At 71.9% G+C, this 25,778-nt stretch carries 20 protein-coding genes; 12 read left to right on the forward strand and 8 right to left on the reverse strand.

Annotated elements, in window-relative coordinates; all coding sequences use genetic code 11:
* Positions 1-32: 32 nt before the first annotated feature.
* The gene (locus ACSQ14_RS17710) at positions 33-275 is read right to left on the reverse strand and encodes a hypothetical protein (protein ID WP_436015156.1); all 243 of its coding nucleotides are present in this window, start codon (positions 273-275) and stop codon (positions 33-35) included.
* Between the two features lie 384 nt (positions 276-659).
* Here ACSQ14_RS17710 and ACSQ14_RS17715 point away from each other — a divergent pair, with 384 nt between their 5' ends.
* The 7 genes from ACSQ14_RS17715 (at position 660) to trxA (ending at position 10,936) form a co-directional block, all read left to right on the forward strand.
* Positions 660-1,532 (forward strand): GNAT family N-acetyltransferase, encoded by an 873-nt coding sequence (locus ACSQ14_RS17715; protein WP_436015158.1) that lies wholly within the window; start codon positions 660-662, stop codon positions 1,530-1,532.
* Positions 1,533-1,596: 64 nt separating this feature from the next.
* The gene (gene tsaE / locus ACSQ14_RS17720; protein WP_436015160.1) at positions 1,597-2,070 is read left to right on the forward strand and encodes a tRNA (adenosine(37)-N6)-threonylcarbamoyltransferase complex ATPase subunit type 1 TsaE; all 474 of its coding nucleotides are present in this window, start codon (positions 1,597-1,599) and stop codon (positions 2,068-2,070) included.
* Positions 2,054-3,145, forward strand: coding sequence for an N-acetylmuramate/N-acetylglucosamine kinase AmgK (gene amgK / locus ACSQ14_RS17725; RefSeq protein WP_436015162.1), 1,092 nt, complete (start codon positions 2,054-2,056; stop codon positions 3,143-3,145). The genes tsaE and amgK overlap by 17 nt, the downstream gene beginning before the upstream one ends.
* Positions 3,142-3,867 (forward strand): nucleotidyltransferase family protein, encoded by a 726-nt coding sequence (locus ACSQ14_RS17730; protein WP_436015164.1) that lies wholly within the window; start codon positions 3,142-3,144, stop codon positions 3,865-3,867. The genes amgK and ACSQ14_RS17730 overlap by 4 nt, the downstream gene beginning before the upstream one ends.
* Complete coding sequence (gene addB / locus ACSQ14_RS17735) at positions 3,864-7,037, forward strand: double-strand break repair protein AddB (RefSeq protein WP_436015166.1); 3,174 nt, start codon at positions 3,864-3,866, stop codon at positions 7,035-7,037. The genes ACSQ14_RS17730 and addB overlap by 4 nt, the downstream gene beginning before the upstream one ends.
* Positions 7,034-10,519, forward strand: a complete 3,486-nt coding sequence (gene addA, locus ACSQ14_RS17740) for a double-strand break repair helicase AddA (protein WP_436015168.1) — start codon at positions 7,034-7,036, stop codon at positions 10,517-10,519. Before addB ends, addA begins: the two co-directional genes overlap by 4 nt.
* A gap of 84 nt (positions 10,520-10,603) precedes the next feature.
* Positions 10,604-10,936 carry a thioredoxin gene (trxA, locus tag ACSQ14_RS17745; protein WP_436015170.1) on the forward strand — a complete coding sequence of 111 codons (333 nt, stop codon included), beginning with the start codon at positions 10,604-10,606 and terminating at the stop codon, positions 10,934-10,936.
* Between the two features lie 266 nt (positions 10,937-11,202).
* Here trxA and ACSQ14_RS17750 read toward each other — a convergent pair whose 3' ends face one another.
* The 6 genes from ACSQ14_RS17750 to ACSQ14_RS17775 all read right to left on the reverse strand — a co-directional run bounded on the left by ACSQ14_RS17750 (position 11,203) and on the right by ACSQ14_RS17775 (position 16,548).
* On the reverse strand, positions 11,203-11,406 hold the full coding sequence (locus tag ACSQ14_RS17750) for a hypothetical protein (protein WP_436015172.1): 204 nt from the start codon (positions 11,404-11,406) through the stop codon (positions 11,203-11,205).
* A 27-nt stretch (positions 11,407-11,433) separates the two neighbouring features.
* Positions 11,434-12,750 (reverse strand): bifunctional folylpolyglutamate synthase/dihydrofolate synthase, encoded by a 1,317-nt coding sequence (locus tag ACSQ14_RS17755; protein WP_436015174.1) that lies wholly within the window; start codon positions 12,748-12,750, stop codon positions 11,434-11,436.
* A gap of 145 nt (positions 12,751-12,895) precedes the next feature.
* Entirely contained in the window at positions 12,896-13,810 is a 915-nt protein-coding gene (locus ACSQ14_RS17760; RefSeq protein WP_436015176.1) for an acetyl-CoA carboxylase carboxyltransferase subunit beta, read from the reverse strand.
* 13 nt (positions 13,811-13,823) lie between these two features.
* Positions 13,824-14,657, reverse strand: coding sequence for a tryptophan synthase subunit alpha (trpA, locus tag ACSQ14_RS17765; RefSeq protein ID WP_436015178.1), 834 nt, complete (start codon positions 14,655-14,657; stop codon positions 13,824-13,826).
* Positions 14,658-14,670: 13 nt separating this feature from the next.
* Complete coding sequence (trpB, locus tag ACSQ14_RS17770) at positions 14,671-15,891, reverse strand: tryptophan synthase subunit beta (RefSeq protein WP_436015180.1); 1,221 nt, start codon at positions 15,889-15,891, stop codon at positions 14,671-14,673.
* Between the two features lie 15 nt (positions 15,892-15,906).
* Positions 15,907-16,548 (reverse strand): phosphoribosylanthranilate isomerase, encoded by a 642-nt coding sequence (locus ACSQ14_RS17775; protein WP_436015182.1) that lies wholly within the window; start codon positions 16,546-16,548, stop codon positions 15,907-15,909.
* A 330-nt stretch (positions 16,549-16,878) separates the two neighbouring features.
* Here ACSQ14_RS17775 and ACSQ14_RS17780 point away from each other — a divergent pair, with 330 nt between their 5' ends.
* The 3 genes from ACSQ14_RS17780 to ACSQ14_RS17790 all read left to right on the forward strand — a co-directional run bounded on the left by ACSQ14_RS17780 (position 16,879) and on the right by ACSQ14_RS17790 (position 21,075).
* On the forward strand, positions 16,879-18,501 hold the full coding sequence (locus ACSQ14_RS17780) for a cisplatin damage response ATP-dependent DNA ligase (protein WP_436015184.1): 1,623 nt from the start codon (positions 16,879-16,881) through the stop codon (positions 18,499-18,501).
* Positions 18,502-18,764: 263 nt separating this feature from the next.
* Positions 18,765-19,754, forward strand: coding sequence for a TIGR03557 family F420-dependent LLM class oxidoreductase (locus ACSQ14_RS17785; protein WP_436015186.1), 990 nt, complete (start codon positions 18,765-18,767; stop codon positions 19,752-19,754).
* Positions 19,755-19,761: 7 nt separating this feature from the next.
* Positions 19,762-21,075 (forward strand): NAD(P)/FAD-dependent oxidoreductase, encoded by a 1,314-nt coding sequence (locus ACSQ14_RS17790; protein ID WP_436015188.1) that lies wholly within the window; start codon positions 19,762-19,764, stop codon positions 21,073-21,075.
* Between the two features lie 16 nt (positions 21,076-21,091).
* On the opposite strand, the gene ACSQ14_RS17795 is transcribed toward ACSQ14_RS17790, so the two are convergent.
* Complete coding sequence (locus ACSQ14_RS17795) at positions 21,092-23,398, reverse strand: TonB-dependent receptor plug domain-containing protein (protein WP_436015190.1); 2,307 nt, start codon at positions 23,396-23,398, stop codon at positions 21,092-21,094.
* Positions 23,399-23,532: 134 nt separating this feature from the next.
* Between ACSQ14_RS17795 and ACSQ14_RS17800 the strand changes: the two genes are divergently transcribed.
* Both ACSQ14_RS17800 and ACSQ14_RS17805 read left to right on the forward strand, forming a co-directional pair.
* Positions 23,533-24,618, forward strand: a complete 1,086-nt coding sequence (locus tag ACSQ14_RS17800) for a phytase (protein ID WP_436015192.1) — start codon at positions 23,533-23,535, stop codon at positions 24,616-24,618.
* 187 nt (positions 24,619-24,805) lie between these two features.
* Positions 24,806-25,747, forward strand: a complete 942-nt coding sequence (locus ACSQ14_RS17805) for a cation diffusion facilitator family transporter (protein ID WP_436015194.1) — start codon at positions 24,806-24,808, stop codon at positions 25,745-25,747.
* The last annotated feature ends 31 nt before the right edge of the window (positions 25,748-25,778 follow it).

A 25,778-nucleotide genomic window follows, 5' to 3' on the forward strand; every position in this document is an offset into this window, starting at 1 on the left:
GGACAGGCCGCGCGGCGGCCGCCTGCGGGGGATCAGGCTGGAATCTGGTCCAGCCAGCCGGCGGACGCCGGATGCAGGAAGCGGCCGGCGAGCGCGCCGTCGCGCAGGAAGATGGCGACCTCAGCGCTTTGGCCGCGCGCGGCGTAGCGCAGGGCGAGGTCGCGCGCCGCCGCCTCGGCCTTGGCCCCGGCGGCGAACAGCATTTCATTTTCGAAGCTGGACGAACGCACCGCCCAACCTTCCCCCAAGGGGATCACGGATATCTTCAGAGCCATACTGAGCTCCTGTACTTTAGCGAGAGACTGCCCCGCGTGTTGCGGGAGCGGTGTAGGGTCGTTGCGCGACGCCTTGATGACGCCTGCGCAGCGAAACTGCGTCAGAGCCGCATTCGGCGGTCAGAAGATCGACATCGCAGCATGGGCCCCTCTCGGCTCCACAGGACAGGTGGGTTTGTACCGGCGCCGGCCGCGGCCGGCGATGCAAGAAAGTTTGAACCCAGCCGTAGAATTCCGTGGCCGCAAGGCGGGAACCGTCCCGCTTGTTGACCGCGAAAACATCGTGCCAGGATCGAGCGGGGCCTCATCTGGGAAGGCCTTGGCCGTTGCGCAAGGGCGCCGGCTTGCTCCGGCCCGCCGGCGCGGCGCATCTTCCGTGCACGCATGAGCCTCGCTTCCCCCGCCCAGTCCCTGCCGCACGCCCGGCCCGCGCCGCACATCGTCGACGTGCTGATCGCCGAGCGCGCGCCGAAGCTGGCGGGCGGGCCGTTCTGGCCGCTCGCCCGGCCATTGCTCTACCGGCTGCTCGACTACGACAAGGCGCGGCGGATGGCCGACGCCATCGCCCCGCTGCCGGGCCGCGCGGCGCTGGAGCACGTCGCCGACCTGCTGGCGCTGAAAGTCGAGGCCCACGGCCTGGCGCGCACGCCGAGCGACGGCCGGCTGGTGGCGATCTGCAACCATCCGACCGGCATCGCCGACGGGCTGGCGGTGTACGACGCGCTGAAGCGCCTGCGGCCGGATCTCTGCTTCTACGCCAACGCCGACGCCCACCGCGTCTCGCCGCGGTTCAGCGAGGTGCTGATCCCGGTCGAGTGGGTCGAGGCCAAGCGCACCCGGGAGTCGGCGCGCCGCACCCTGGAGCAGACCCGCGCGGCGATGGAGGCCGAGCGTTGCCTGGTGGTCTTCCCCTCCGGCCGGCTGGCGCGCCGCCAGCCCGACGGCCGCCTCGAGGACCCGCCGTGGGCGCCGACGGCGGTGGCGGTCGCCCGCCGGCATCGCGCCCCGGTGCTGCCGATCCACGTCGCCGGCCCCTGGTCGACGCTGTTCCACCTGTTCCACCGGGTCTCCAGCGAACTGCGCGACATCACCCTGTTCCACGAGCTGCTCAACAAGCGCGGCCGCGAGTTCCGCCTGATCGTCGGCCCGCCGATTCCGCCCGAGGCCCTGGCCGGCGACGCCGGCGCGGTGACCGTGCGGCTGAAGGCCTATGTCGAGCAGACCCTGCCCGCCGATCCCGACCGGCCGTTCGCATGAGCGGCGCGGCGCTGCCCCCTCCGCCGCTTCCCCACGCCATGGGGAGAGGGCTAAAGCGCTGCCCATGAACCTTCCCGCCACGCTTCCCCTCCCCGACGAGGCGGCCACCCAGGCGCTGGGCCGCGCGCTGGCCGCGGCGCTGCGGCCGGGCGAGGCGCTGTGCCTGGCGGGGCCGCTGGGGGCCGGCAAGTCGACGCTGGCGAGGGCCCTGGTACGGGCGCTGACCACGCCCACCGAGGAAGTGCCCTCGCCGACCTTCACCCTGGTGCAGTTCTACGAGGGGGCGCGGCTGAACGTCGCCCACTTCGATCTCTATCGCCTCACCTCGGCCGAGGAGGCTTATGAAATCGGTCTGGACGAGGCGCTCGATACGGGCGCGGCGGTGATCGAATGGCCCGAACGCCTTGAAGGCGACCTGCCGCGCGACCGACTCGATGTAGAGATCGCGCTTTCGGGCATGGGCGAGGGCGAGAGCCGCACGGCGCGGCTGACGCCGCATGGGGCGTGGGAAGGACGTGGACTTGAGTTCGGATCGTGAGGCGCTGAAATCCGACTTCCTGGCCAAGCACGGCTTCGGCCGCGCGCGCCGCGAGCCATTGAGCGGCGACGCCTCGACGCGCGCTTACGAGCGCCTCTACACGCCAAACGGCGAGCGGCTGATCTTCATGGACCAGCCGCCAGCGCTGGAAAGCTCGGTCTGCCCGCCCGAGGCCACTCCGGAGGAGCGCATCGCGCTGGGCTACAACGCCGCCTCGCGGCTGGCCGCCGGCTCGGTCGCTGCCTTCGTCACGGTCGCCGCCTTCCTGCGCGAGCGCGGCCTCTCGGCGCCGCAGATCCTGGCCTATGACCTGGACGCCGGCCTGGCGGTGCTGGAGGACCTCGGCGACGGCCTGTTCGCCAGCCTGATCGAGCACGGCGAGCCGGAGCAGCCGCTCTACGAAGCCGCCGTCGACCTGCAGGCGGCGCTGCAGCAGAGCCCGCCGCCGGCGGTGCTGAGCGCCGGCGAGGCGAGCTGGCCGCTGCTCAGCTACGACACCCTGGCGCTCAAGATCGGCACGGACACCTTCCTCGAATGGTGGCCGCAGTTCGCCGAGCTGGCCCCCTTCTCCGCCGACGCGGTCGCAGAATGGGACGCCCTGTGGGCCCCGGTGTGGGTGCGCGGCGAGGCCGACGCGAGCGTCTTCACCCACCGCGACTTCCACGCCCAGAACCTGCTGTGGCTGCCGGAGCGGACGGGCCCGGCGCGGGTCGGCCTGCTCGACTTCCAGGACGCCCTGCGCGCCCACCCGGCCTGGGACCTGACCCACCTGCTGCAGGACGCGCGCCGCGACGTCGCCCCGGAGCTGGAGACGGCGATGCTCGACCGGTTCCTCAGCCAACGCCCGACGCTGGAGCGCGAGGCCTTCCTCGCCGACTACCGGGCGCTGGCGGCGGCCAACGCCGCGCGCATCCTCGGCCGGGTGTTCGCCCGCCAGGCGCTGCTCGGCCGGGCGCAGTACCGCGCCTACATGCCCCGCACCTGGCGCTACCTGGAGCGCAACCTGGCTGATCCGCAGCTCGCCGGCCTGAAGCGCTGGTTCGACCGCCACGTGCCCGCCGAGGCGCGCGCATGACCGGAGCCTCGACCGCCCCGAAGACAGCGATGGTGCTGGCCGCCGGGCTCGGCACCCGCATGCGTCCGCTGACCGACGCCATGCCCAAGGCGCTGGTGCCGGTGGCCGGCCGCAGCCTGATCGACCGGGTGCTCGACGAGCTGGTCGCCGCCGGCGTCGAGCGCGCCGTGGTCAACGTCCACTACTTCGCCGACCAGATGGAGGCGCACCTGGCGGCGCGCCGCGACCTGGAGATCCTGATCTCCGACGAGCGCGAACTGCTGCTGGATTCCGGCGGCGGCATCCAGAAGGCTCGGCCGCTGCTCGGCGAGGATGCCTTCTTCGTCGCCAACATCGACTCGCTGTGGACCGACGCCCACACCCCGCCGCTGGAGACGCTGACCCGCGCCTGGGACCCCGCGGCGATGGACCTGCTGCTGCTGCTGGTCGCCCGCGGGCGCGGCATCGGCTTCGAGGGGCCCCAGGGCTTCCTGCGCGACGACGCCGGCCGGCTGACCCACTCGTCGTCGACCGAGGTCGTCACGCCGTTCGCCAACGTCGGCTTCGGCGTGATGAAGCCGCAGATCCTCGACCAGTCGCCCAAGAGCGGCGCCTTCTCGATCGTGCCGGTCTGGCATCGGCTGCAGGCCGAGGGCCGGCTGTTCGGCGTGCCGATGGAGGCGTTCTGGATGCACGTCGGCGATCCCGCAGCGCGGGAGGCGGCCGAGGCGCGCCTGCGATGAGCGAGCTGTTCGGCAAGGCGGCGCCGCGCTGGTTCAGCATTCCGGCGCACCGGCCCTTCGCCGAAGATCTCGCGCGCGGCCTGCACGAGGCCTTGAGCCCGCTCGGGCCCGAGGCGCTGTCGCAGGCGACCGTGCTTACTCCCACCCGCCGCGGCTCGCGGGCGCTGGCCGACGCCTTCATCGCCGCCACCGACGGCCGCGCCGTGCTGCCGCCACAGATGCGGCCGCTGGGCGACCTGGAGGAAGGCGAGCCGCCGTTCGAGCCGGGCGACCTGGCGCTCGACCTGCCGGTGGCGATCGAACCGCTGCGTCGCAGGTTCGAGCTGACCCGGCTGGTCGCCGACCACGAGGCCCTGCTGCCCGGCCGCACGCTCACCGCCGCCTCGGCGCTGGAGCTGGCCGACGCGCTCGGCGGCTTCCTCGACAGCCTGCAGATCGAGGAGGTCGAGGCCGGCGACCGCCTCGCCGACCTGGTCGAAGCCGACCTCGCCGAACACTGGCGCGTGTCGCGCGACTTCCTCGAAACCGCGCTGCGCGAATGGCCCAAGCGGCTGGCGGCGCTGGGGGTGATCGACGTCTCCGAACGGCGCGTGCGGCTGCTGCGCAAGCTGGCCGAGGCCTGGACGCTGAAGCCGCCGCAGGGCGTGCTGGTGGCCGCCGGCTCGACCGGCACCGCGCCGGCCACCGCCGACCTCTTGCGGGTGATCGCCGCGGCGCCGCAGGGCTGCGTCGTGCTGCCCGGGCTCGACGACAGCCTGGCCGAGGCCGCCTGGCTGCAGGTCGGCGAACAGCATCCGCAGGGCGCGATGCGCCGGCTGCTGACCCGCGCCGGGGTCGACCGCGCCGAGGTCGCCACCTGGCCGGCGTCCCAGGGCTTCGCCGCCCAGGCCCGCTGGCGCCGGCGGGTGGTCAACGAGGCGCTGCGCCCGGCCGAGGCCACCGCGGACTGGCTGCACGCCATCGAGCAACTGCGCCACGAGGCGGCCGGCGACGGCGTCGATCCGATCGAAGCCGGCCTGTCCGGCCTGTCGCTGGTCAGCGCGCGCAACGAGGAGGAGGCTGCCACCGTCGCCGCCCTCTTGCTGCGCGAGGCGCTGGAGACGCCGGAGCGCACCGCCGCCCTGGTCACTCCCGACCAGGCGCTGGCCCGCCGGGTGACCGCCAAGCTGGCGCGCTGGGGCGTGGTCCCGGACTCCTCGGCCGGCGACCTGCTGGCCGGCAGCCGCGCCGGCGCGCTGGCCGCCACGGTCGCCCGGCTGGCGATCGATCCGACCGACCCGGTGGCGCTGCTGGCGGTGCTGAAGAACCCGCTGGTGCGCCTGGGCCTGCCGTCCGAGGACTACGCCCGCCAGCGCGCGGCGCTGGAGCGCCACGGCCTGCGCGGCGCCCGCACCGACGACTGGGCGGCGCTGGCCGCCAAGCTCGTCACGGCGGCAAAGAAATCGCCGGCTCGCGCCGCGGAGGTCGACGACGCCGTGGCGCTGCTGGCGCGCGTCCGGCAGGCGCTGACGCCTCTGGCGGGGGCTTTCGATCCTCCCCCTCAGGAGGAGGTGGCCGAAGGCCGGAGGGGGTTGCAGTCCACCGACGCCGCGGCCCTCAACCCCCTCAGTCGCTCCGCGACAGCTCCCCCTGCGGGGGAGCAGCTTGGCCGCCGTTCGGTCCCACCCTCTGAGGTCACCCGCCTGCTCGCCCAGACCCTCGAAGCGCTCGCCGCCGACGCCGAGGGCCAAGCCGGCGAGCTGTGGAGCGGCCACGGCGGCGAGGCGACCAGCCGGCTGCTCGCCGGGCTGATCGGCGAGGGCGACGGCCTGCCGCCGGTGACCGCGCGCGGCTACGCCGAACTGCTGCAGCAGCTGATGCAGGGCGAGACCGTCCGGGTCGGCGGCGCGACCCAGCCGCGTCTGCGGATCCTCGGCGCCATCGAGGCCCGGCTGGTGCGCGCCGACCGGCTGGTGCTGGCCGGGTTGGAGGAAGGCGTCTGGCCGCGCGGCGCGCCAGTCGATCCGTTCCTGTCGCGGCCGATGCGCGAGCGGCTCGGCCTGCCCTCGCCTGAGCGACGCATCGGGCTGTCGGCCCATGACTTCGCCCAGGCGGCCTGCGCGCCCGAAGTGGTGCTGCTGCACGCCGAGCGCCGCGAGGCGCAGCCGGCGGTGAAGTCGCGCTGGCTGTGGCGGCTGGAGACTCTGGCGCGGGGCGCCGGCGTCGCCATTCCCGGCCGGCCTGAGTTGATCGCCTGGGCCCGCGGGCTCGACGCGCCGGACGTCTACGCGCCAGCCAAGCGCCCCGCGCCCTGCCCGCCGCTGGAGCACCGGCCGAAGCGGCTGGCGGTCACCCGGGTCGAGGCGCTGACCCGCGATCCCTATTCGGTCTGGGCGCGCGACATCCTCAAGCTGTTCCCGCTGGAGCGGCCGGACGAGCCGGTCGAGGCCCGGGCCCGCGGCACCGCGATCCACGCCGCCTTCGAGCGCTTCGCCCTCGCCTTCCCGCGCGAGCTGCCCGCCGAGGCCGCGGAAATTTTCTCCGGGTATTATCTGGAGGAGCTGCGAAACGCCGGCATGCCGCGCGAAGGCCTGGCCCGCGAGGCCGCCCTGGCCCGCGAGGCCGCCGCCTGGGTCGCCGAGCTGGAGGCCGAGCGCCGCGCCGACGGTCGCGTCCTACACGTCGAGCAGGAGGGCCGGCTGGAGCTGAAGGTCGACGGCCACGCCTTCACCGTCACCGCCAAGGCCGACCGGATCGAGGCCGACCCACAGGGCTTCGGCCACATCCTCGACTACAAGACCGGCCGCGCCCCGTCGCAGAAGATGGTCGACGCCGGCTTCTCGCCGCAGCTGACGCTGACCGCCGCCATTTTGGCCGCCGGCGGTTTCCCGACCATCGGCCGACGCGAGCCCGGCGAGCTGACCTACCTGGAGGTCACCGGCCGCAAGCCCGCCGGCCGGGTCGAGGCCCGCGCGGTCCCCGGCGGCCGCGGCGACAAGATCCCCGACAGCGCCCAGGCCGCCAATGATGCGCTGGCCGGCATGGTCGAGTTGCTGCGCCGCTACACCGATCCGGACCAGGCCTACGCCTCGCGCACCGCGCCGCAGTTCGTCCGCCAGCACCACGGCGACTACGACCACCTGGCGCGGGTGTTCGAGTGGTCGACCAGCGGCGAGGAGGGCGAGCCATGAGCGTGCATCTGATCGCCGAGGCCCCCGACCCGCAGCGCACCGCCGCCGACCCGCAGGTCTCGGCCTTCGTCCGCGCCAACGCCGGCTCGGGCAAGACCAAGACCCTGATCGACCGCGTGGCGCGGCTCCTGCTGGACGGCGCCAAGCCCGAGACCATCCTCTGCGTCACCTACACCAAGGCCGCGGCCGCCGAGATGCAGCGCAGGCTCTATCGCCGGCTCGGCGATTGGTCGGTGATGGCCGACGCACGGCTGACCGCAGAGCTGGCCGAGCTCGAGGGCCGCCGCGCCGACGCCTATGACGCGATCCGTCTGTCCGAGGCCCGCGCCCTGTTCGCCCAGGCGCTGGAGACGCCCGGCGGGCTGAAGATCCAGACCATCCACGCCTTCTGCGAGAAGCTGCTGCGGCGCTTCCCGCTTGAAGCCGGGGTGTCGCCGGGATTCCGGGTGATGGACGACGCCGCCAGCGCCGCGGTGGCCGCCGCCGCCCGCGCCCGGGTCGCCGACCACGCCCTGCACACCGCCGGCGCGGTCGCCGAGGCCTATGCGCGGATGTCGGTCGAGCTGGACTACGGCTCGTTCCAGCAGATGTTCTTCGACTTCGAAGGCCGCCGCGGAAAGCTGCAGGACTTCCTGAACGCCGACGACGGCGGGCTCGCCGGCGCGATCGCCTGGGCCTGGGCCGCCGCCGGGGTCGCCCCCGGCGAGACCCCCGACGCGATCGAGGCCGAGGCCCGCGTCGGCTTCGACCGCGGGCTCTGGCGCGCGGCCGCCGAGGCGCTCAACGCCGGCGGCAAGCAGGACCAGAAGAACGCCGGGCTGCTGGCCGCGGTGGCCAGCGCCGCCGAGCCCGGCCTGGCCGACATGCTGGCCGCCCTGTTCACCGAGGGCGGCGAGGGCACGCCCGCCAAGTGGTGCGCGACCAGCAAGGCGTTCGCCTCGCACGAAGGGGTGCGTGCCGGCCTGCTCGACGAACAAGACCGGCTGGAGACCGCCCGCGAGCGGCTGCGCGGGGCGCGGGTGGCGGTCAGCACCATCGACGCGCTGTGCCTGGCCCACGCCTATCTGACCGCCTATGCGATGGAGAAGCAGGCCTTCGGCGGCCTCGACTTCGCCGACCTGATCGAGAAGACCAAGGCGCTGCTGACCCGCGAGCAGGCCGCCGCCTGGGTGCTCTACAAGCTCGACGGCGGGATCGACCACATCCTGGTCGACGAGGCGCAGGACACCGCGCCCGACCAGTGGGACATCGTCCGCGCCCTGACCGGCGAGTTCTTCGCCGGCGAGGGCCGGCCGCGCCCCAAATCCTCCAACAGGGGCGGCCTCGACCGCAGCCTGTTCGTCGTCGGCGACGAGAAGCAGTCGATCTACTCCTTCCAGGGCGCCGACCCGGCCCGGCTGGTCAGCGAGACCACCCGCTATGTCGACGAGATCCGCGCCACCGGCCGCCGCGCCGAGCCGGTGCCGCTGCAAGCGTCGTGGCGCTCGACCGGCGAGGTGCTGAGCTTCGTCGACGCGGTGTTCGCCGCCGGCGTCCCGCCACTGCCGGAGCCGTCGTTGCACCCGGCGATGCGCGTCGGCGAGCGCGGCTGCGTCGACCTGTGGCCGCTGGTCGAGGAGCCGCAGGCCGAGGAACGCACCGCCTGGACCGCGCCGCTCGACCTGGAGGGCGAGGCCAGCGCCAACAAGCAGTTGGCCCGCGCCATCGCCGTCGAGATCCGCGAATCGATCGGCCGGGGCGACGCGGTGTTCGACCGCGCCGCCGCCGCCGGACGCCGGCCCGCGACCTACGGCGACGTGCTGATCCTGGTGCGCAAGCGCGGCCCGCTGTTCGAGGAGATCCTGCGGGCGCTGAAGCAGGCCGAGGTGCCGGTCGCCGGCGCCGACCGGCTGGCGCTGTCGCAGCACATCATCTTCGACGACCTCTTGGCGCTCGCCCGCTTCGCCCTGTTCCCGGACGACGAGCTGACCCTGGCGGCGCTGCTGCGCAGCCCGTTCTGCGACCTCGACGACGATGGCCTCTATCGGCTGGCGCACGGCCGCAAGGCGACGACGCTGTGGGCGACCTTGACCGCGCGGGCGGCGGAGGACCCGGCCTGGACCGCGGCGGCCGAGCTGCTCGGCTGGGCGCTGGCCGAAGGCCCCGCGTCACGGCCGTTCGAGTTCTACGCTCAGGCGCTGGCGCGTCGCGACGCGGCCGGCCGCTCGATGCGCGCGCGGCTGCTGCGCCGGTTGGGGGCGGAGGCCGAGGACGCGCTGGAGGAGTTCCTGGCCCAGGTGATCGCCGCCGAGGGCCGCAGCGTCCACGACCTGGAATCCCTGGCCGCCGACTTCGCCCGCCTCGACATCGTCGTGAAGCGCGAGTTGGAGGGCGGCCGCGACGAGGTGCGGGTTATGACCGCCCACGGCTCCAAGGGCCTGGAGGCGCCGATCGTCTTCCTGCCGGAGACCACCAGCCAGCAGAGCCCGCGCGGCTCCCCGCTGATGGAGACCGTCGACGGCGGCTTCCTGTGGTGCGCCGCGGCCAAGGGCGACTGCGCGGCCTCCGCGGCGGCCCGCGAGCTGCGCGCCCAGCGCGAGGAGGAGGAGGCCCAGCGGCTGCTCTACGTCGCCCTGACCCGCGCCCGCGAGCGGCTGGTGATCTGCGGCAAGCGTCCGGCCAACCGCAAGGAAGAGAACCTCAAGGGTTGGTGGGCGGCGATCCGCGACGGCTTCGCCCATGCCGGGATCGCGCCGCACGTGCGGCCGGCCGCCGCCGGCGGGATCGACATCCAGCGCTACGGCCCCGATCCGGAGCCGCTGGGCTGCGCCGAACAGACGGTCGCGACCCGCCACGCCCTGCCGGCCTGGGTCGCCGAGTTGCCCCGGGCCGAGGCCTTCGCCCGCTACGCCTCGCCGTCGGACCTGGGCGAGGCGGCCAAGGCCCAGGCCCCCTCGCCGCTGGCCGAGACCGCCGGCCTCGGCCGCTTCCGCCGCGGCGACCTGATCCACCGGCTGCTGCAGATCCTGCCGGACCTGCCGGCGGCCGACCGCGCGGCCGGCGCCCAGGCGCTGCTGGCCCGCCAGCGCGACCTGACCGACCCGCAGCGTGGGGAGATGGCCGAGGCCGCGCTGGCGGTGCTGAACGACGCCCGCTTCGCCGAGGTGTTCGGCGAAGGCTCGCGGGCCGAGGTGGCGATCGCCGGGACCGCCGCCACCCTGCCGGCCGGCCTGAAGATCTCCGGCCGAATCGACCGGCTGGTGGTGCTGCCCGACCGAGTGCTGGTCGCCGACTTCAAGACCAACCGGCCCTCGCCGGCGGCGATCGAGGCCGCCGATCCCGCCTACTTGCGACAAATGAGCCTGTACGCCGCGGTGCTGGCCGAGATTTTCCCCGGGCGACGCATCGAAGCGGCCCTGATCTGGACGGATGGGCCGAAGCTGATGCCGGTCCCAGAAAAGCTGATGGCCCAGAGTCTCGCCGACCTTGGCCGCGGGAGTTGATGTTGCTCGGCCGCCCGCCTACATCGGCCGGATAGAGACAAGGAACCGGGCGCTCCACCGAGCGTCCGGGGTAAGGAGCCTTAAATGAGCACCGTGAAGGTCACCGACGAATCCTTCGAAAAGGACGTCCTGCAGGCCGAGCGTCCCGTGCTGGTCGACTTCTGGGCCGAATGGTGCGGCCCGTGCAAGCAGATCGCACCCGCCCTGGAGCAGATCTCCGACGAACTGGTCGGCCAGGTGACCATCGCCAAGCTGAACATCGAGGAAAGCCCGACCACCCCGTCGCGCTACGGCGTGCGCGGCATCCCGACCATGATGCTGTTCAAGGGCGGCCAGATGGCCTCGATGAAGGTCGGCGCCATGCCCAAGCAGAAGATCCTCGAGTGGCTGAGCGACGCCGGCGTCGTTCCGGCGTAAGCCGCCTCGAGAGCTGAGTTCCGGAGAAGCGCTCGCCCCCGCGGCGGGCGCTTTTCTTTTGCGCCCCAACCGCTGTCATCCCGCAAGGCGCGCAGCGAAGACCGGGATGACAGTTGGGGGGGGGAAGCGCAGCCTCGCCCCACTCCCCCGGTCATCCCCACGAAAGCGGGGACCCAGGCTTCTTTCGTTCCGACTGCGTGCGTGAAGCGGCGCTCAAACACCTGGATCCCCGCTTTCGCGGGGAAGAGCGGTGGGTTGGGGTCCGCCTACTCCTCGTCGTCGAAGCGCGGGCGGCGGCGGTTGCGGCGGATCAGGTAGTCGATGCCGCGGCTGACGGCGAGCCAGCCGATCACCCAGCCGATCAGCACGGTGTCGGTGCGGCCGAAGGCGGCGATCAGGCCCCACAGCACCGCCAGGCCGACGAGCAGCATCACCAGGTAGCGCCACGGCAGCACCAGCTTCCACTTCACGCCGTCACTTGCTCCTCAAGCGGCCCGTCAGGTGGGCCAGGTCTCCGGGCTCATCGCCAGCACCTCGCCGGCGAAATGCAGCCCGCCGCAGACCAGCACGTGGGGCGCAGGCCCGTCCACCGAAAGCGCCGCCTCGAGCGCGGCGGTGACGTCGGGCCGGGTCTCGGCCTTCAGCCCGGCCGCCTGGGCGGCCTGGACCAGCTCCTCGGCGCTCGCCGCGTTCGGCGAGTCGAAAGTGGTGGTGAAGATCTTCGGCCGCATCTCGGCGAACGGCAGGAAGAAGCCGCGGGCGTCCTTGCGGGCGAACATGCCGACCACCAGCGCCAGCGGCCGCGGATCGCGGTCGACCAGCCGCGAGGCGGATTCCGCCAGCGCCCGGCCGGCATGCGGATTGTGGCCGCCGTCGAGCCAGAGGTCCGAGCCGCGGGCCCGCGCCAGCGCCGCCAGCGGTCCTTTGGTCAGCCGCTGGAAGCGGGCCGGCCAGGCCGCCTGGGCCACCCCGCGGCCGACCGCGTCCTCGCTGAGCGCGTGATCGAAGGTCAGGGCCGCGGCGGCCGCCAACCCGGCGTTGGCGAACTGGTGGCCGCCGAACAGCGCCGGCGGCGGCAGGTCCAGCAGGCGCTCGGGCATCTGCACCAGCAGCCGGCCGCGCTCCTCCCAGGCGTCGAAGTCGCGGCCCATCAGCAGCATCGGCGCGGCCAGCGCCTCGGCCTCGCGCTCGATCGCCTCCAGCGCCTCGTCCATCTGCCGGGCGACCACCACCGGCCGGCCGCGCTTGATGATCCCGGCCTTCTCCCAGGCGATCTTCGCCAGCTCGGGCCCGAGCAGTTCCAGGTGGTCGTAGTCGACCGGGGTGATCACGCTGACCGCCGGGGCGTCGAAGACGTTGGTGGCGTCGAACCGGCCGCCCAGGCCCACCTCGATCAGGCAGAGGTCCGCCGGGGTGCGGGCGAAGGCCTCGAAGGCCAGCACCGTGGTGATCTCGAAGAAGCTGATCGGCTCGCCGGCGTTGGCGGTCTCCAGCACCTCGATCAGCTCGGCGAGTCGTTGGTCGGAGATCAGCTCGCCGGCGACCCGGATGCGCTCGGCAAACCGCACCAGATGCGGCGAGGTCAGCGCATGCACCTTCAGCCCGGCCGCCTCGGCGATCGCCCGCAGGTAGGCGACGGTCGAGCCCTTGCCGTTGGTGCCGGCGACATGGATCACCGGCGGCAGCCGCCGCTCGGGATGGCCCAGCGCCGCCAGCAACCGCTGCACGCGGCCGGTCGACAGGTCGATCAGGCTCGGATGGTTGGCCCGCAGCCGCTGGATCGCCAGGTCGGAGGCGCGGATCGGATCATACATCGATGTCGCCTCCTTTCCTGAAACCCACCCTAAAGACCGTCATCCCGGACCGCCTGCAAGGCGGATCCGGGACCCAGGGGGTTTTGCAGTGCGGCGGCCCTGGGTCCCGGCTCTCCGCTGACGCTCCGGCCGGGATGACGGAGCTTTACGCCGCGCGGCGCGCGCGCCCCATCATCAGGGTCTCGAGGATGTTGCCGAGCACGGCCGGAATTTCGGCGCGGGTGGCGACCCGGTCGATCATCCCGCGTTCGACCAGGAACTCGGACTTCTGGAAGGCGGCCGGCAGGGTCTCGCGGATGGTCTGCTCGATCACCCGACGGCCGGAGAAGCCGATCGTCGCCTTCGGCTCGGCGAGGTGGATGTCGCCCAGCATGGCGTAGGAGGCGAGCACGCCGCCGGTGGTCGGGTCGGTCAGCACCACGACGTAGGGCAGGCCGGCGGCCTTGACCTCGTTCACCGCCAGGGTGGAGCGGGCCATCTGCATCAGCGACAGGGTGCCTTCCTGCATCCGCGCGCCGCCCGAGGCGGTGAAGATGACCAGCGGCGCCTGGCGGGCGACGGCCTCCTGCGCGGCCTTCACGAAGGTCTCGCCGGCGCCCATGCCGAGCGAGCCGCCCATGAAGGCGAAATCCTGGACGATCACCACCGTCGGCTGGCCGGCGATCTTGCCGAAGCCGATCGCCATGGAATCCTGCTCGCCGGTCGCGCGGCGGGCGGCGGCGAGGCGTTCCTTGTAGGGGCGCTCGTCAGGGAAGCCGAGCGGGTCCTCGACCACCACCGGCGAGGCGATCTTCTCGAACTGGCCGCCGTCGAAGGTGATCCGCAGGCGCGCGGCCGCGCCGATCCGCATGTGGTGGCCGGACGGCGTCACCCACAGCGCCGCCTCGAGGTCCGGGCGGTAGATCATCTCGCCGGTCTCCGGGCACTTGACCCAGAGGTTCTCGGGCGTCTCGCCGCCCTTCTGGCCGTTGTCGCGGCGCACGCCGGGGCGCAGGCGGGTCAGCCAGCCCTTGCGCTCGCGCGCATGACGGGCGGTCTTGTCGGTCTTGGAATCAGCCATCCGGTAAATTTCTCTAGGCGGCGGGCTGGGCGATTCGCGCGCCGCGCACAGCCTTAGCCAGGGCCTCCACTTTGGAAAGCACGCGGGCGGTCACGTCTTCGTTCCGCTCGGCGCCGTCGGCGATCTCCTCGACCAGGGCCGAGCCGACCACCACGCCGTCGGCGACCCGGGCGATCGCCGCGGCCCGTTCGGGGGTCTTGATGCCGAAACCGACGCAGACCGGCAGGCCCGAGGCCTTGCGCACCCGCTCGACGGCGGGCGCGACCACCTGCTCGTCGGCTTCCTTCACCCCGGTCACCCCGGCGACCGAGACGTAGTAGGCGAAGCCGGAGGTGCGCTGGGCGATGGTCCGCGCCCGGGCGTCGTCGCTGGTTGGGGTGAACAGGTTGAGCAGCGAGATCTGCACCGCGTCGAGCGCGTCGGCCAGCGGGCCGGCCTCCTCGGGCGGGCAGTCGACGATGATCACCCCGTCGACGCCGACGTCTGCGATGGCGCGGGCGAAGGCCGCCTCGCCGCGGTTGGTCACCACGTTGAGGTAGCCCATCAGGATCAGCGGCGTGGTCTGGTCGGCCTTGCGGAACTCGCGGGCCAGGCCCAGCACGTCGTCCAGCTTGGTGCCGGCCGCCAGCGACCGCTGGGCGGCGCGCTGGATGGTCGGGCCCTCGCCGATCGGGTCGGAGAAGGGGAAGCCGAGCTCGATCACGTCGGCGCCGGCCGCAGGCAGCCCCTGCAGGATCTTCAGCGCGGTGGCGAGATCCGGGTCGCCGCCCATGGTGTAGGTGACGAAGGCCGCGCGGCCTTCCGCCTTCAGCTCGGCGAAGCGCGCGTCGATGCGAGCAGTGGTCAAACCTGGAAGTCCCCTAGATCTCGCGGCCGAGCGACTTGGCGACGGTCGCCACGTCCTTGTCGCCCCGGCCGGAGAGGTTCATCACCACGATCCCGCCCTTGCCGACCTGCTTGGCCACGTCGCCGATGCGGGCGATGGCGTGGGCGGATTCCAGGGCCGGAATGATGCCTTCGAGTTCGGCGCAGAGCTGGAAGGCGTCGAGCGCCTCCTGGTCGGTGGTGGTCAGGAAGCTCGCCCGGCCGACGTCGTGCAGCCAGGACAGCTCCGGGCCGATGCCGGGATAGTCGAGGCCGGCGGAGATCGAGTGGGCCTCGAGGATCTGGCCGTCGTCGTCCTGCAGCAGATAGGTCTTGTTGCCGTGCAGCACGCCCGGGCGGCCGCCGTTGATCGCCGCGGCGTGCTGGTTGGTGTCCATGCCGTGGCCGGCCGCTTCGACGCCGATGATCTTCACCGTCTCGTCGTTGAGGAACGGATAAAACAGGCCGGTGGCGTTCGAGCCGCCGCCGACGCAGGCCACAACCGCATCGGGAAGCCGGCCTTCCTGCTCCAGGATCTGGCGGCGCGCTTCATTGCCGATCACCGACTGGAAGTCGCGGACCATCTCCGGATAGGGCGCGGGCCCCGCGGCGGTGCCGATCAGGTAGTAGGTGTCGTGGACGTTGGTCACCCAGTCGCGGAGCGCCTCGTTCATGGCGTCCTTCAGGGTCGCCGAGCCCGAGGTCACCGGCCGGACTTCCGCGCCCAGCAGGTTCATGCGGAATACGTTGGGCTTCTGCCGCTCGACGTCGACGGCGCCCATGTAGACCACGCCGGGCAGGCCGAAGCGGGCGCAGACGGTGGCGGTCGCCACCCCGTGCTGGCCGGCGCCGGTCTCGGCGATGATGCGGGTCTTGCCCATCCGCCGGGCCAGCAGGATCTGGCCCATGCAGTTGTTGATCTTGTGCGCGCCCGTGTGGTTCAGGTCCTCGCGCTTCAGATAGATCTTCGCCCCGCCGAAGTGCGCGGTCAGCCGCTCGGCGAAGTACAGCGGGCTCTCGCGCCCGACGTAGTACTGCAGGAAGGAGTCCAGCTCCGCCTGGAAGCTCGGGTCCGCCTTGGCGGCGCGATAGGCCGCGTCCAGGTCATGGACCAGCGGCATCAGCGTTTCCGGCACGTAGCGGCCGCCGTAGTCGCCGAAGCGGCCCTGGGCGTCGGGGAAGGCTGAGTAGTCGTTGGGTCGAGCGGGGGCGTTCACTTAGAGGACAGCTCTTCAGGCGCGACGAACGGCGTCCAGGAACGCCGTAATCAAGGCCGGGTCCTTTAAGCCGGGACCGCGCTCCACGCCAGAGGAAACGTCCACCAGCGGCGCGCCGGAGACGCTCGCCGCCTCGGCGACGTTCCACGGATCGAGCCCGCCGGCCAGGAACCACGGCCGCTGGAAGCGCTGGCCGGCCATCAGGCTCCAGTCGAAGGCGCGGCCCGCGCCGCCCGGCAACGCGGCGTCCTTCGGCGGCTTGGCGTCGAACATCAGATGCTCGACCAACCCTTCATAGGCGGCGGCGGCGGCAAGGTCCGAGGCCTCGGCCACCGGCAGGGCCTTGATGATGCCGCAGCCGGCGCGGACCGCGATCTCACGCGTCCGCGACGGGCTCTCCCGGCCATGCAGCTGAATCAGGTCGGGACGGAAGGCCCGGGCGATCTCGTCCACCTGGGCGTCCGACGGATCGACCACCAGGGCGACCACCTTGGCGCGCTGGCGCGCCGGCTCGGCCAGCCGGACGGCGGCCTCGACGCTGAGGTTGCGCGGGCTCTTCGGAAAGAACACGAACCCCAGCCAGCCAGCCTTGCCGTCCAGCGCCGCACGCACCGCCTCGGGAGTCGAAACCCCGCAGATCTTCGCCTTGAGCGTCATGAGGGCGGATTAGGGGGTTCAGGGCGTCTGACGCAAGCGCGACGCCAGATGCTCCCCCTCAGGGGAAGCTGTCGCGAAGCGACTGAGGGGGTTTCCGCTCAGGCCTTTCCAGCCCTCCCCCGCTCATCCCGGCGAAGGCCGGGACCCAGATTCAGGAACAGACGGCAGGGAGGACTAGGGCGTTTGCGGCGCACGCCGCGCCCGCCATCTGGGTCCCGGCCTTCGCCGGGATGAGCGGATACGGAAGCATCTGAGTGGAAACCCCCTCCGGCCCTCCCGGTTATCTCCCCGGATTTGGCGCCGCTTGGTCGCGTCCCTACCTTCTCAGGCATGCGCGCCTTCGCCGAGTTGCTCGACCGGTTGTCGCTGACCGCTTCGCGCAACGCCAAGCTGACCCTGGTGCGCGACTACCTGCGCGCCACCCCCGACCCGGACCGCGGCTGGGCGCTGGCGGCCCTGACCGGCGAGCTGAGCTTCAACTCCGCCAAGCCGGCCTTCATCCGCAAGGCGGTGGAGGCGCGGATGGACCCGCAGCTGTTCTGGTGGTCCTACGACTACGTCGGCGACCTGGCCGAGACGGTGGCGCTGGTCTGGCCGGCCAAACCCGGCGCCAACCGCGAGCCGGAACTGAGCGAGGTGGTCGAGGGCCTGCGCATCGCCGGCCGCGCCGAGGTGCAGGGGCTGCTCGAGAGCTGGCTCGACGCCATGCGCGAGCCGCGCGAGCGCTGGGCGTTGCTGAAGCTGGTCACCGGGGCCTTACGCGTCGGCCTCTCGGCGCGGCTGGCCAAGCAGGCGACGGCGGATCTCGGCGGCGTCGCGGTCGCCGAGGTCGAGGAGCTGTGGCACGCGCTGCGCCCGCCCTACGAGGACCTGTTCGCCTGGCTGGAGGGCCGCTCCGAGAAGCCGAGCGCCGAGCACCCGGCCCGCTTCCGCCCGGCGATGCTGGCCCAGGCGATCGACGAGGCGGTGGATTTCGCCCGGCTCGATCCGGCCGACTACGCCGCCGAATGGAAGTGGGACGGCATCCGCGTCCAGGCGGCGCACGAAGGCGGCGAGCGGCGGCTGTACACCCGCACCGGCGACGAGATCTCGCGCACCTTCCCCGACGTGCTGGGCGCGCTGCACGACGAGGGCGTGATCGACGGCGAGCTCCTCGTGATCCGCGACGGCCAGGTGGCCAGCTTCGCCGACCTGCAGCAGCGGCTGAACCGCAAGACCGTCGACGCCAAGCTGACCGCCGCCTACCCGGCGGCGATCCGCGCCTACGACCTCTTGGCCGAGGGCCCCGAGGACCTGCGCCCCCTGCCGTTCGCCGAGCGGCGGCGCCGGCTCGAAGCGTTCGTCGCCCGGCAGAACTCCGACCGGATCGATCTGTCGCCGCTGCAGCCGTTCGAAGGCTGGCCGCAGCTCGCCGCGCTGCGCAGCCAGCCCCCGCCGGGGGATCCGCAGATCGCCGAGGGGCTGATGCTGAAGCGCTGGGATTCGCTCTACGAGGCCGGCCGGCCGAAAGGGCCGTGGTTCAAGTGGAAGCGCGACCCGTTCCTGATCGACGCGGTGCTGATGTACGCCCAGCGCGGCCACGGCAAACGCTCGAGCTTCTATTCCGACTACACCTTCGGGGTCTGGACCGAGGACGCCGCCGGCCAGCGGGCGCTGACCCCGGTCGGCAAGGCCTACTTCGGCTTCACCGACGAAGAGCTGAAGCAGATCGACAAATACGTCCGCGACCACACGATCGAGCGCTTCGGCCCGGTCCGTTCGGTGCGCGCCGAGCCGCACGCCGGCCTGGTGTTCGAGGTCGCCTTCGAAGGGCTGCAGCGCTCGACCCGGCACAAGTCCGGCGTCGCCATGCGCTTCCCGCGGATCAGCCGCCTGCGCTGGGACAAGCCGCCGGGCGAGGCGGACGAGCTGGCGACGCTGGAGCGGCTGCTGGCGCAGATGGAAGGGCGGTAGCCTACCTCCCCCACGAAGTGGCGGGAAGGGGACCGCCCGCCAAAGAGCGGGTGGTGGAGGGGGCAAGCCACGCGCGCCGCGCCCGCCACAATCCATTTTCGAAGCTGCAAGTCCCCTGCCCGCCGCTCGCCCCCTCCACCGTGCGCTCTTCGGCGCATGGTCCCCCTCCCCCGCTGACGCGGGGGCGGTAGGAGCGCGCGAGGGAGGCGCGGATCAAATGCGCCGCTCACCGGTTTGACGCCTCGAACAGACGGAGCGGCGCGATGGTCAGGTACGGATACAAGCTGATGACCGAGGAGCACGGCCCCTCGGCGCTGGTCGAAAACGCCATGCGGGCGGAAGACGCGGGGTTCGACTTCGTCTCGATCTCCGACCACTTCCATCCCTGGCTGGAGAGCCACGGGCACGCCTCGTTCGCCTGGAGCGTGCTGGGCGCCATCGCACACGCCACCTCGACCGTCGGCATCACCACCGGGCTGACCTGCCCGATCCTGCGCTACCATCCGGTGATCATCGCCCAGGCGGCGGCGACCATCGCGGTGATGAGCGACGGGCGGTTCGGACTGGCGATCGGCGCCGGCGAGCGGCTGAACGAGCACGTCACCGGCGTGCGCTGGCCCTCGACGCCGGAGCGCCACGCCATGCTGGCCGAGGCGATCGACATCTTCCGCGCGCTGTGGAGCGGCGGGATGCACACGCTCAATCTGCAGCATTTCATCATCGATCACGCCCAGGTCTACGACCTGCCGGAGCGGGCGATCCCGATCACCGTCGGCGTCAGCGGTCCGTCCTCGGTCAAGCTGGCGGCGGAGAAGGCCGACGGCATCATGGCCACCGAGGCCGACCCGACGCTGGTGCAGCGCTACATGTCCCAGGCGGAGGAGCCGGGACCGCGCTACGCCGAGGTGGTGCTGGCCTATGCGGACTCCGAAGAGGCCGCGCTGAAGACCCTGCACGAGCGGTTCCGCTTCGGCGCCTTCGGCTGGAGCGTGCTGAGCGAACTGCCGACCGTCGAGGGCTTCGAAGCCGCCTCGCGCTATGTCCGGCCAGAGGACATGAAGGGCAACGCCGGCCTCGGCCCGGATCCGGAAAGCCATCTGAAGACGATCCGCAGGTACATCGACGCCGGGTTCGACCACCTCACGCTGCTGGGCGCCGGTCCCGAACAGGCGGACTTCATCGAGTTCTTCGAGAAGAAGCTGCAGCCGCGCCTCGGCGAGCTGACCCGGCCAGCCGCGCAGGGCAGGCATTGAAGACGCCGTGACCATCGAGGCGCCAGCCGCAGCCGAAGAGCGTCCGCAGGTGGTGATCGTCGGCGGCGGCTTCGGCGGGCTGGACGCCGCCAAGGCCTTGGCGCACGCGCCGGTGGACGTGACGCTGATCGACAGGTCGAACCACCACAGCTTCCAGCCGCTGCTCTACCAGGTGGCCACCGCCGCCCTGTCGCCGGCGGATGTCGCCTGGCCGATCCGCAGCATCCTGAGCCGGCAGCGCAACGCGCGGGTGCTGATGGCCGAGGCGGTCGGCGTCGACGCCGAGCAGCGGCGGTTGCGCACCACCGCCGGCGACTACCCCTACGATTTCCTGGTTCTGGCGACCGGCGCGACCCACGCCTATTTCGGCCACGACGAATGGAGGCCGTACGCGCCCGGCCTGAAACGGATCGAGGACGCGACCGAGATCCGCCGACGGATCCTCTGCGCCTTCGAGCGGGCTGAGATCGCCGAAGACCCGGCGCATCGCGGCGACCTGACCACCTTCGTCGTCGTGGGCGGCGGCCCCACCGGCGTCGAGATGGCCGGCGCCATCGCCGACATCGCGCGTCAGGCGCTGCCGCGCGACTTCCGGCGCGTCGATCCCGCCAAGGCGCGCGTGCTGCTGGTCGAGGCGGGCCCCCGGATCCTGCCGACCTTTCCGGAAAAGCTGAGCGGCTATGCGGCGCGCGAGCTCGCGCGGATGGGCGTGGAGGTCCGCACCCGCGCGCCGGTCACCCGCATCGAGACCGACGCGGTCTGGGTCGGCGAGGAAATGATCCGCGTCGGCGTGGTGATCTGGGCCGCGGGGGTGCAGGCGTCGCCCGCCGCGCAATGGCTGGGCGCGGAGCAAGATCGCGCCGGGCGGTTGATCGTCAACCCTGACCTCAGCGTGCCCGGACGGCCGGAGATCTACGCCGTTGGCGACACCGCCGCGATGAAGGTGGCGCACGGGCGCGGCGTTCCCGGCATCGCCCCGGCGGCCAAGCAGATGGGCCGCTATGTCGGCCTGCGGATCGCAGCGCTCGCGGCCGGCCGCCGTCCCGCGCCCGAATTTGTCTACCGGCATCAGGGCGATCTGGCGACTCTCGGCCGCAAGGCGGCGATCGTGAAGCTGGACAGGCTGACCCTGACGGGCTTCGTCGCCTGGGTCTTCTGGAGCCTAGCCCACATCTATTTCCTGATCGGGCTGAGAAACCGGCTCGGCGTGGCGTTCAGCTGGGCCTGGGACTACGTCACCTTCGCCCGACGCGCCCGCCTGATCACCGAACCGCCGGGCGCTTCCCGGCCGGGCGCGGTGACGCCCGCGCCGGCCAAGTAGCGCCCGGCTGTCGAGTTTAGAAGGTCATCCGTCCGACCAGCTGGAACACCGGGCCGGCCTTCTCGGACTCCAGCTCGTATTCGTCGTAGTCGCGGTTCACCTGGTCCTCGATGGTGTTGAACTTGCTGAAGGCTTCCTTCTTCTTCGCGTCCAGCAGGTTGGAGCCGGTCAGGCGCACCACGAAGCGGTCGTTGAAGCGCTTCTCGAGGAAGACCTCCAGGTCGCCGCCGTAGGTGGTGGTGACCTCCTCGCCGATGATCCGACCGAACGATTTGCCCTGCTTGCGATAGGTGGCGCCGAACGCCGCGCCGTACTCCGGCAGGTCCTGGATGAAGCCGAGGTTGAACACGTACTTCGACTGGTCGTTGAACCGCCGCGAGCCGAACTGGTCGCGGACGCCGGAGTCGAGGAACGAGTAGTTGAGGAACACCCCGGTGTTCGGCAGGCCGACGAAGTCGAGCGGCGTCGAGAGGTCGACCTCCACGCCCCAGACCGCGCCGGAGCCGACATTGCCGGCGGTCAGCAGGAAGGAGTTCAGCTCCTCGGCGGCCTCCTCCGGCGTCGCCCCGTCGTCGAGCGCGTCCTCGTAGTTGTCGAGCGCCTCCTCGGAATAGGCGCCGGTGTTCACCACCTCCTGCAGGTCCTTCACCTTGCGGTAGAAGAAGTTCACGCCGGCCACGCCGCGGCGACCGATGCGCCGCTCGTAGCCGAGGTCCGCGCCCCAGGCGGTCTCCGGCTTCAGGTCGGGATTGCCGATGAAGTCGTTGTCGCCGAACTCGCCCTCCAGCACCGCCGGGGTCAGGAAGTCGAAGTTCGGCCGGCGCACCGTGCGGCCGGCCGAGGCGGTGATCCGGTCGGCCTCGGTCAGGCTGTAGCGCAGGTTCGCCGAGGGCAACGGGATCGAATAGTCGTTCTTCGACACCCGCAGGTCAGGATCCACGGTCTCGTCGGTGATCTTGGTCTCGGTCGTCTCGTAGCGGAAGCCGGCCTCCCAGGCGAGCGCCTCGCCCTTGCCGGACAGCATCACGTAAGGGTCGATCCGCCGCTCCTCGATCTTGCTGAGGCCGCCGGCGACCGGTTCGAAGTCGGGGTAGGCGCCGGGGATCGCCGGCCGCGGCGCCGGCGGGTCGTCGATCTCGACCTCGGTCTCAGTCTGCAGCACCGAGGCGTCGCGGTTCTTGTCGGCGTACTGCAGGCCGAATTCCAGCTTGGCGCCGGTGAAATCGAGGCTGTGCGACAGGCCGGCGTACAGCTCCTTGTCCTTGATCCGCGTCTTGGTGCGGGTGCTCTCGAACACGTCGTCGTCCGGGAACGGCAGGTCGTCGTCGTCGAAGGTGGTCTCGTCCTCGAACTCGAACTGGTCGTCGTCGATCGCCGCATAGCCGAGCTTCAGCTTGGTCTCGCCGCCAAACATCTCGCGCTTGAAGCTGCCGTTGATCGCCCAGTTGTCGGTGCGGATGTCGAGCGGATTGAGGTTGGTCGTCTGCAGCGCCGCGTTGGTCCGCACGCCCTCGGCGTACTCGATGGAGTTCTCCATCTGCGTCCGGTCGGTGCGGACGAAATAGCCGTTCAGGTCGAACGCGCCGCCGGCCAGGTCCACGCTGTAGTCGGCGTTGAACGAGTAGTCGGTGCCGTCGCGGACGTCGGTCTGCACCTCGACGTTGTCGAGCTCGCCGCCCGGCTCGTCGAAGCGCTGGCTCAGCTTCTCCTTCGGATTGCGCCGGCCCTGGACGCTGGCCCCGAGCAGCAGCTGGCCCGGCCCGACCTGGCCGCCCCAGACGCCGCCGAGCGTGCCTTTGACCCGGCCGTCGTCGGTCATGATGCCGCCGGCGCGGACATAGCCGCCGTCGATGCTGAGCGCATCACGCATGACGATGTTGATCGCCCCGGCCACCGCGTCGCCCGAACGGTTGGCGGAGGAGGCGCGGACGATCTCCACCCGCTCGATCAGCTCGGCGGGGATGCGGTCGACGAAGAACGAGCGGTCGAGGCCCGAGCCCGGCACGCGCTCGCCGTTGATCAGGATCTGCGTGTAGCCGGGCGCCAGGCCGCGCAGCCGCGCGCCGTCCGCCTCCAGGATGTCCGACAGGAAGGTCACGCTCGGCACGCGTTTCAGCGCGTCGCCGACGGTCAGCGGTTCGAAGCGCTGGAAATACTCCAAGTCGTAAGAGAGCACCGGCTCGGCCCCGTCCACGCGGTTGCGGAAGCCGATCGGCCCGGTGACCACCAGCTCTTCGACCGGCTTGCCCTCGGCAGCCGCGGCCTCGATAGCGGCCACATCGGCGGCCGCGTCGGCGGCCAGGACTTGAGTCGCGACCGTCATGGACGCGAGCGCCGTCACGGCGAAAAGCATCGCCTTGTTCATCTGATTACCCCCGGAATTGGCCAGTTGACCTAGGTCTAAGGCCACGCTTAATCGCGGCGGTGCTTAAGATCGGGCCGGTTGGGGAGCCAGTGATGTTTTCGCGGCAGTTCTATTACAGTTTTGCGTCAGTCACGGCGGCGTCACTACTTGCCGCGTCTTGCGCAGCATTCGACCCGGAGACCTACTCCGACTCCCGCGGCGCCACGCTCGGCGCCGGGACGCCGGTGCCGGCGGCGGCGGAGACCCCGCCGGTCGGCTCCTCGAAGCTCGACGCGGCCGACGATCCGGAGATCTGGGTCGATCCCACCAACCCGGCGCGCGGCGTCATTCTCGGCACCGACAAGAAGGGCGGCCTCTACGTCTACGACCTGGCCGGCCAGCAGCTGCAGTTCCTGGCCGGGGGCCTGCCGAACAATGTCGACCTGCGGCCGGGCTTCGCCGCCCCCGCCGGCGAGCGGGTGCTGGTCGCCGCCTCCGACCGCGGCCGTGGCGGGGCGGCGCTCTACCTGCTCGATCCGGCGACCCTGAAGCTCGACTACTGGGGCCTGGTGAAGCTCGACCTCGCCGAGCCCTACGGCCTATGCCTGGGCCGCCGCGGCGACGCCTTCCTGATGATCGTCAACGGCACCGACGGCCAGGTGCGCCAGCTGCGGGTGACCGTCGGACCGGACGGCCAGCCGCAGACCGTGGTCGAGCGGCGCTTCGCGGTCGCCACCCAGCCGGAAGGCTGCGTCGTCGACGACGTCCGCGGGCGGCTCTACCTGGGCGAGGAAGGGCGGGGGATCTGGCGCTTCGACCTCGGCGAGACCGCGACGCCGGGCGTGCTGATCGCCGAGGCGCCCTCGGCCATGCTGCAGCCGGACGTCGAGGGCCTGACCCTGCTGCGCGAGGGGCCGGCGACTTGGCTGATCGCCTCCAGCCAGGACGATTCGGCCTTCGCCGTCTTCCGGGTGGAGACCGACGAGGTCGCCTATCGCGGGCGCTTCAGCGTCGTCGCCGCGAACGGCGTCGACGCGGTCACCGGCACCGACGGCGTCGCCGCGATCGGCGGCCCGGCCGGAGCCTTCGCCGCCGGGCTGGTGGTGATGCAGGACGACATCGACCAGGGCGCGCAAGGCGAGCGGCAGAATTTCAAGCTGGTCGACTGGGCCGAGGTGAAAAAGGCGCTCGGGTTGTAGCCGAACGCCCCCTCCGTCTCGCGCCTGCGGTGCGATCCACCTCCCCCGCTTCGCAGGGGAGGAGCGGGTCGCTGCTCCCCCGCCTGCGGGGGAGCTGTCAGCGCAGCTGACTGAGGGGGCCTTCGCCCTCCCCGTGCGAGTCGTTAGCGCTGGCGCCGCGGCGCGAGGGAGCTAAGTTCCGCGACCTATGAGCACCCCGCCCGCCCCGACCGTGCAAGAAACCGCGGCCCTGACCCGCCGGATCACCCTGCTGTCGGTGGCCACGGCAGCGGTGCTGGTCACGCTGAAGGCCGTCGTCTGGACGATGTCGGGCTCGGTCGCGCTCCTGGCCTCGGCGGCCGACTCGGCGCTCGACCTGGTGGCCTCGCTGGCGACCTTTTTCGCGGTCCGCTACGCCGTCGTCCCGCCGGACGCCGAGCACCGCTTCGGCCACGGCAAGGCCGAGGCCTTCGCCAGCCTGCTGCAGGCCGGTCTGGTGTTCGCCTCCGCCGCCCTGATCGGCCGCGAGGCGGTCGCCAACCTGATCGATCCGCGGCCGCTGCAGCAGGGCGGCTGGGCGATCGCCGTGATGCTGGCGTCGACGGTTCTGACCCTCGGCCTGGTCGCCGCCCAGACCCGGGTGCTGCGCCGCACCGGGTCGGTGGCGGTGTCCGGCGACCGGGCCCACTACCTCTCGGACCTCGGCTCCAACCTGGTGGCGCTGATCGGCATCGCCGCCAGCGCCTGGCTGGGCGCGAGCGGCTTCGACGCCGCCGCCGCGCTGATCGTCGCCGCCCTGCTGCTGTGGGGCGCGATCGGCATCTTCCGCGAGGCCTCCGGGCAACTGCTCGACCGCGAGCTCAGCCCCGAGGCGCGCCGGCAGATCATCGAGCTGATAACCCGCGACCCGCTGGTGATCGGCGTCCACCAGTTGCGCACCCGCGCCTCCGGCCCGTACGTGCACATGCAGATGCACGTCGACCTCGACCCGCAGCTCAGCCTCGAGGCGGCGCACGAGGTGCTGGTCGCCGCCGAGAAGCGGGTGCTGGAGGCCTTCCCCTCGGCCGACATCATCATGCATGCCGATCCACGCGGCAAAGCCGAGCCTCACGGCGGGGCATTCGCCGAAACCGCGCGGACCAACGCCTAAAGCTAACGACGCCTTAAGAGGTCCGGCGCTT

Source organism: Phenylobacterium sp. LjRoot219 (genome assembly GCF_964252995.1).
Lineage (GTDB): Bacteria > Pseudomonadota > Alphaproteobacteria > Caulobacterales > Caulobacteraceae > Phenylobacterium.

Bases quoted from the DNA above. Each gene is read 5' to 3' on its own strand.
- ACSQ14_RS17710 (WP_436015156.1), bottom strand. From the start codon at position 275: ATGGCTCTGAAGATATCCGTGATCCCCTTGGGGGAAGGTTGGGCGGTG.
- ACSQ14_RS17715 (WP_436015158.1), top strand. From the start codon at position 660: ATGAGCCTCGCTTCCCCCGCCCAGTCCCTGCCGCACGCCCGGCCCGCG.
- tsaE (WP_436015160.1), top strand. From the start codon at position 1,597: ATGAACCTTCCCGCCACGCTTCCCCTCCCCGACGAGGCGGCCACCCAG.
- ACSQ14_RS17730 (WP_436015164.1), top strand. From the start codon at position 3,142: ATGACCGGAGCCTCGACCGCCCCGAAGACAGCGATGGTGCTGGCCGCC.
- addB (WP_436015166.1), top strand. From the start codon at position 3,864: ATGAGCGAGCTGTTCGGCAAGGCGGCGCCGCGCTGGTTCAGCATTCCG.
- addA (WP_436015168.1), top strand. From the start codon at position 7,034: ATGAGCGTGCATCTGATCGCCGAGGCCCCCGACCCGCAGCGCACCGCC.
- trxA (WP_436015170.1), top strand. From the start codon at position 10,604: ATGAGCACCGTGAAGGTCACCGACGAATCCTTCGAAAAGGACGTCCTG.
- ACSQ14_RS17755 (WP_436015174.1), bottom strand. From the start codon at position 12,750: ATGTATGATCCGATCCGCGCCTCCGACCTGGCGATCCAGCGGCTGCGG.
- ACSQ14_RS17760 (WP_436015176.1), bottom strand. From the start codon at position 13,810: ATGGCTGATTCCAAGACCGACAAGACCGCCCGTCATGCGCGCGAGCGC.
- ACSQ14_RS17775 (WP_436015182.1), bottom strand. From the start codon at position 16,548: ATGACGCTCAAGGCGAAGATCTGCGGGGTTTCGACTCCCGAGGCGGTG.
- ACSQ14_RS17780 (WP_436015184.1), top strand. From the start codon at position 16,879: ATGCGCGCCTTCGCCGAGTTGCTCGACCGGTTGTCGCTGACCGCTTCG.
- ACSQ14_RS17785 (WP_436015186.1), top strand. From the start codon at position 18,765: ATGGTCAGGTACGGATACAAGCTGATGACCGAGGAGCACGGCCCCTCG.
- ACSQ14_RS17795 (WP_436015190.1), bottom strand. From the start codon at position 23,398: ATGACGGTCGCGACTCAAGTCCTGGCCGCCGACGCGGCCGCCGATGTG.
- ACSQ14_RS17800 (WP_436015192.1), top strand. From the start codon at position 23,533: ATGTTTTCGCGGCAGTTCTATTACAGTTTTGCGTCAGTCACGGCGGCG.
- ACSQ14_RS17805 (WP_436015194.1), top strand. From the start codon at position 24,806: ATGAGCACCCCGCCCGCCCCGACCGTGCAAGAAACCGCGGCCCTGACC.